We start from the raw sequence: 4,468 nt of genomic DNA, 5'->3' as shown, positions 1-4,468 counted from the left end.
GCACGGAATCACGATCTTGGTGAAGGCAGTCGGAATGGCGTACGCCGCTTACCGTGCGATCGTCGAAAGTGCCACCGACAGTGAGGATGCAACGAGTATTGCGTCTGACCTCACCGTAGGTCGGGGACCGATTCGCGTCCCTCCGCCTCGCGAGAAGTTCGCCCCCAATATTGCGGAGCATCGGGAGTCGGATCTAGACGTAGATGCAACAACGGCGGATGCGAAGGCCGGCCACGAGGACGCTGTTGCGGACTTTGCGGAACCTTTTTTCGTGGACGAAACGATGAACGACCTGGACGAGATCCTCGACTCCCAAGACACCGCTGCGGAGTCCCCAGACCGCCGCGACGCCGAAGAAGCACAGGCCGACACGGATGCCGACATAGACGACCTCATGGCCTTCATCGCCCGGTCGAATCTCGCGAAGAACGTGAAAGATACAGCAGTCCGCAAGCTCACGAACCCGAACCTCACGTGGGAGACCATCGCTTTGGAATCGAAGCCGCCTGTCGCGACATCGACCGCATGGCGCCGGTACGAGAAGTTCGATACCGCAGCCCGAGAAGCAGGCTTCGACAGTCCACCATTGCCCGACCTGCGAGCCGCCGAGAACCCGATGCGCAGCGAACTCACCACCGTTTGACCCGCACGCACCAATAAAAGGGTGGCCCTGGCGGTGCTGTAACACCGTCAGGGCCGATGACCACAGAAAGCATCTGTGACCAATGAACGATCATAACGAGCTATCCGAAGGCATCGACCACGGAAAAACAGGCCGCCCACCGATGCAGCCGCGAGCGAAAATCACCCGAGAAGCGATCCTCGAAGCGTCCGCAACCCTGTTCAGCCAAACGGGATACGCGGGCACCACCATCGACGACATCGTCACACTCGCCCCGGTCACCAAGGGAGCGATGTACTTCCACTTCTCGAAGAAAGAATCCATCGCGAGGGAGATGCTTCGCCGCTGGTCCGACGCAGTCACTACGACAGTCGGGAAAGCGATCGCAACCGGTCAACCCGCCGACCGGCAAGTACTGATGATCTACCGCGAACTCGCCCGCCGCACCCAAAACGAGGCGATCATCCGCGCCGGCCTCATCCTGTCCGTCGATCAGTCGCTCAGCGGCGCCCGCGCCACCTACGAAGCGTGGACCGCTGCGATCGAACCGATCGTCGTCGACGCGAGTCGTTCCGGCGCCCTCGACTGCGCGAAAAGCATGTCCAGGCTCGCAGACACACTCGGTGCCGGATTCGTCGGCGCTGTGCAGGTTGCCGCCAGTTTCGACGAGAACCAGACCATCAGCAGGCGGGTCGATGATCTACTGCTGATGTGGCGTGGAACGGACCCGGCCGCCGTCCGCATGGTCGAAGGAGCATCTCTGTGAACAGCCCCAACGAACCGGCAGATACCCCGGAAAACGCTGCCACCACGACAACCCACCGGATAGGTCGCGTCCCCGGCAGTAAGAACTCGACAATGCAGGACCGCGCAGTGCGAACACGGGAAGCGATCATCTCCGTCGCAGCCCGGCATTTCGACACCGACGGCTACGGCAACACCAGCATCAACACCATCAGCGCTACCGGAAAATTCGCCAAAGGCGCGATGTACTACCACTTCCCATCCAAAGAAGCGATCGCAGAACACCTCATCTCGGACTGGAACCGCACCCTCGACGACACCATCAGTGAAGCACTGACATGCGGTTCGAGCAGCACGGCAGGGGAGAAGCTGGCAGCGATCTTCACGTCCCTCGCTCGTCGGATTGCCGAGGACACCAACGTGCGGGCCGGAATGAAACTCACCCTCGAACCCACCATCGACAACGCGGCCGGCTTCGCACACTGGGTCGACGCCGTCAATGACATCATCGACACCGCCATCACCGACGGCGAACTCACCAACACGCCCACCACACACCGACTCGCCTGGAACCTGTGCGCCGGCACCCTCGGAGCCGTCAACGCATCAGCGATCCTGCACGAAAACGTCGACCTCACAACCCGCATCGAGGACGTGCTCACTAACGTCTTATCCGCCAGTCGATTTCGCCATCGGTGACAGACGACAGCCACATGCGATCGAAGACGGTCTCACCCGCCAGGCTGTCGGCGAGGTCTGTCAGCATGGCACTGATAGACACCCACTTGGGGCCGTCCTCGTCGCTCGAGTCGCGGCTGTATTCGGTAACGCACCCGTGTATCGGACCCGGGCGGGTGTCGACGAACCAGAAGTATCCATCCAATCCAGCGAACGGAATGTACTCGTCGATGAAGGAGTAAGCAGGTGTTCCCGCGGGTTGCGCTGACGCATTCGCGTCGACCATCTCGGGTTCTTGCGACCTGTGAAATTCTGCCGTGCACCTTTTCTGGATAGTTGCCCTCGTATTCGGCGGACTTGTTGTTGGTTTCTTGATTTTTGCCTTCAGCTACGAAAAGTGGACAACGTCCAAGATGATTCGCGAGCGCCGTGCCAGGAACGAAAGACTGCTTGCCCACCACAAAGCAGAACGGGAGAATCGCGCGTTCTCGTCCGGGCACGATTCAGGGGTGTACGGCGACTACATTCCGGTTGATCCTGACACTGGCGAGCCGATACGAGTGACGCGACCCGACCGAATCAAGCTCACAACCGACCAGTTCAAGCAGGAGCATCGTAGGCCCGGTAATCTCACCGAGTAGCCGCGCGAACGAACGCTGCAGTAGTTCACTTCAGGTGCCTGTACAGAGTGGTTCGGCCGACACCGATGATTTCGGCGATGTCGGTCAGATGCATGCCGTTCTCCCGCATCCGTTGTGCCTGTGCGAGTTTCGTGGAGGTCATCTTCGGCGGCCGGCCGCCGGTACGGCCACGCGCCCTGGCTGCGGCGAGACCGACCTGAGTCCGTTCCCGGATCAGATTGCGTTCGAATTCTGCCAGTGCTCCGAAGATGGAGAAGATGAGTTTCCCGCCGGAGGTGGTGGTGTCGATCGCTTCGGTCAACGATTTGAAGCCGACTCCGCGGGCGGCAAGATCTTCGACGGTCTGCAGTAGATGGGGGAGTGAGCGCCCCAACCGGTCCAGGCGCCAGACGACCAGGGTGTCTCCGTCGCGTAGGTGGGAGAGTAGATCCGTCAGTTGCGGCCGGGTGGTGGTTGCACCGGACGCGGTTTCGGTCCAGACCTTGAAACAGCCGGCAGCGCTCAGAGCGTCGCTCTGCGGATCGACGCTCTGATCGGTAGTCGAGACCCTCGCGTAGCCCAAAAGTTCACCCATGAGGCAGCAGTGTTCCAGAACTCACCGACAGGCTACATATTGAACCATTAGTTTCGGACACGAGTTTCGGAACAGATCTTCGGCCAGCTCACACAAGATTGTTGTCAGTTTCAGAAGTCGGCTGCACGATTTCAGAAGTCTCCTGCAACTCTGAGTTCTTATGCCCACGTTAGGTTGCATCCGATGAGCGCCGCGATCCCTGACTGGTTAGCGCAGTGATGGTGTGGTTTTCCGTCAAGCCTTACTGGCCTTCGTTGAACTGCGGGTCTGGCGTCGTGGCCGGCCACGTACGACTATTGTCGCGCGAAGTGCTCGATCCGACACTTGTGGCATGGGCGGCGAGAAAGTTGTCGACGATGCGGATGCAGTCGTCGGTGTGGATGTGACGCAGTCCTGTAAGGCGAGCGAACACTATCGGTCCGAGGAGCTGAATGAGGGCGAAGGTGGTGTCGAGCTCGCCGAGCACATCGCGGGCGTCAGGGGCCGTCAGGATCTGATCCAGGGACTTGCGGTATTGCTCTATGACACGTGCCCGAAGTGAGACCACCGCGCCAGGATCGAGATCGCGCCGACTGGCGTCGCCGCTGTTGACGGGTCCCATTGCCAGCCACGCCAGCGTGGTCATCTGCACCGGAGCTTGGTCGATGAGGTCGGCTTGGGTGGTGAGCAACGAAATCAGACGTTCGCGTAGCGGACCGGTATCGATATCGGTGTCGACTGGGGGTAGTAGTCGCTCGAAGGTTGCCGCGAGCAGGTCGGTGGTACTTCCGAAGTGTCGGTACAGCGTGGCACGCGCAACCTTCGACATGCGGGTGACCGCCTCCACGGTGACCGCCTCGACACCGCCGGTGGACAGCAGCTGACCGGCAGCTTCGAGTAACCGGTTACGTGAGCGCGCCAGCCGGGGATCGGCCGGGCCCTCGGCTGCAACGAGAGGGTCGACCATGAACGGGCTCCGCTCCATTTGACTGACAAAATATCTCCTCGCATGACCATTCTGTCACACCCACAGAGTTATGATACTAATAGTCTCGTACCGAGACGACCGGTCTCGAACTGGGAGGCTGGCCATGAACGAACGTGGATCCGACTCTGCCGGCGTCGCTCGATGGAGCGGCGCCCAGTGGTGGATGTTGATTGTGTCGTGCATGGCGGTCGCGTTGGTGGTGGCCGCAATGGCGGCATTGTATTCAGCGTTGCCACAGATCG

Annotated in this window: 5 protein-coding genes and 1 pseudogene; 3 read left to right on the top strand and 3 right to left on the bottom strand. The window is 60.5% G+C overall.

The features are described from left to right. The 3 genes and pseudogenes from QRN54_RS27405 to QRN54_RS27395 all read left to right on the top strand — a co-directional run. Positions 1-643: pseudogene (locus QRN54_RS27405) on the top strand (DUF2637 domain-containing protein); the annotation flags it as partial. 82 nt (positions 644-725) lie between these two features. Then, positions 726-1,388 (top strand): TetR family transcriptional regulator, encoded by a 663-nt coding sequence (locus tag QRN54_RS27400; RefSeq protein ID WP_125052964.1) that lies wholly within the window; start codon positions 726-728, stop codon positions 1,386-1,388. Beyond that, positions 1,385-2,065: a TetR family transcriptional regulator gene (locus QRN54_RS27395; RefSeq protein ID WP_125052966.1), complete on the top strand. Its 681-nt coding sequence runs from the start codon at positions 1,385-1,387 to the stop codon at positions 2,063-2,065. The genes QRN54_RS27400 and QRN54_RS27395 overlap by 4 nt, the downstream gene beginning before the upstream one ends. Here the strand turns inward: QRN54_RS27395 and QRN54_RS27390 are convergent. The 3 genes from QRN54_RS27390 to QRN54_RS27380 all read right to left on the bottom strand — a co-directional run bounded on the left by QRN54_RS27390 (position 2,028) and on the right by QRN54_RS27380 (position 4,205). Continuing rightward, the gene (locus tag QRN54_RS27390; RefSeq protein WP_125052968.1) at positions 2,028-2,330 is read right to left on the bottom strand and encodes an SMI1/KNR4 family protein; all 303 of its coding nucleotides are present in this window, start codon (positions 2,328-2,330) and stop codon (positions 2,028-2,030) included. The two genes, QRN54_RS27395 and QRN54_RS27390, sit on opposite strands and share 38 nt — an antisense overlap. Positions 2,331-2,710: 380 nt before the next feature. Then, positions 2,711-3,259: a recombinase family protein gene (locus tag QRN54_RS27385; RefSeq protein WP_193595840.1), complete on the bottom strand. Its 549-nt coding sequence runs from the start codon at positions 3,257-3,259 to the stop codon at positions 2,711-2,713. Between the two features lie 241 nt (positions 3,260-3,500). Continuing rightward, positions 3,501-4,205: a TetR/AcrR family transcriptional regulator gene (locus QRN54_RS27380; protein WP_054827583.1), complete on the bottom strand. Its 705-nt coding sequence runs from the start codon at positions 4,203-4,205 to the stop codon at positions 3,501-3,503. Positions 4,206-4,468 lie beyond the last annotated feature (263 nt).

The sequence above is a fragment of the Rhodococcus sp. MEB032 genome, from assembly GCF_030208925.1.
Taxonomy (GTDB): Bacteria; Actinomycetota; Actinomycetes; order Mycobacteriales; family Mycobacteriaceae; genus Rhodococcus_F; species Rhodococcus_F qingshengii.
This window is presented reverse-complemented; position numbering and strand designations above follow the sequence as displayed.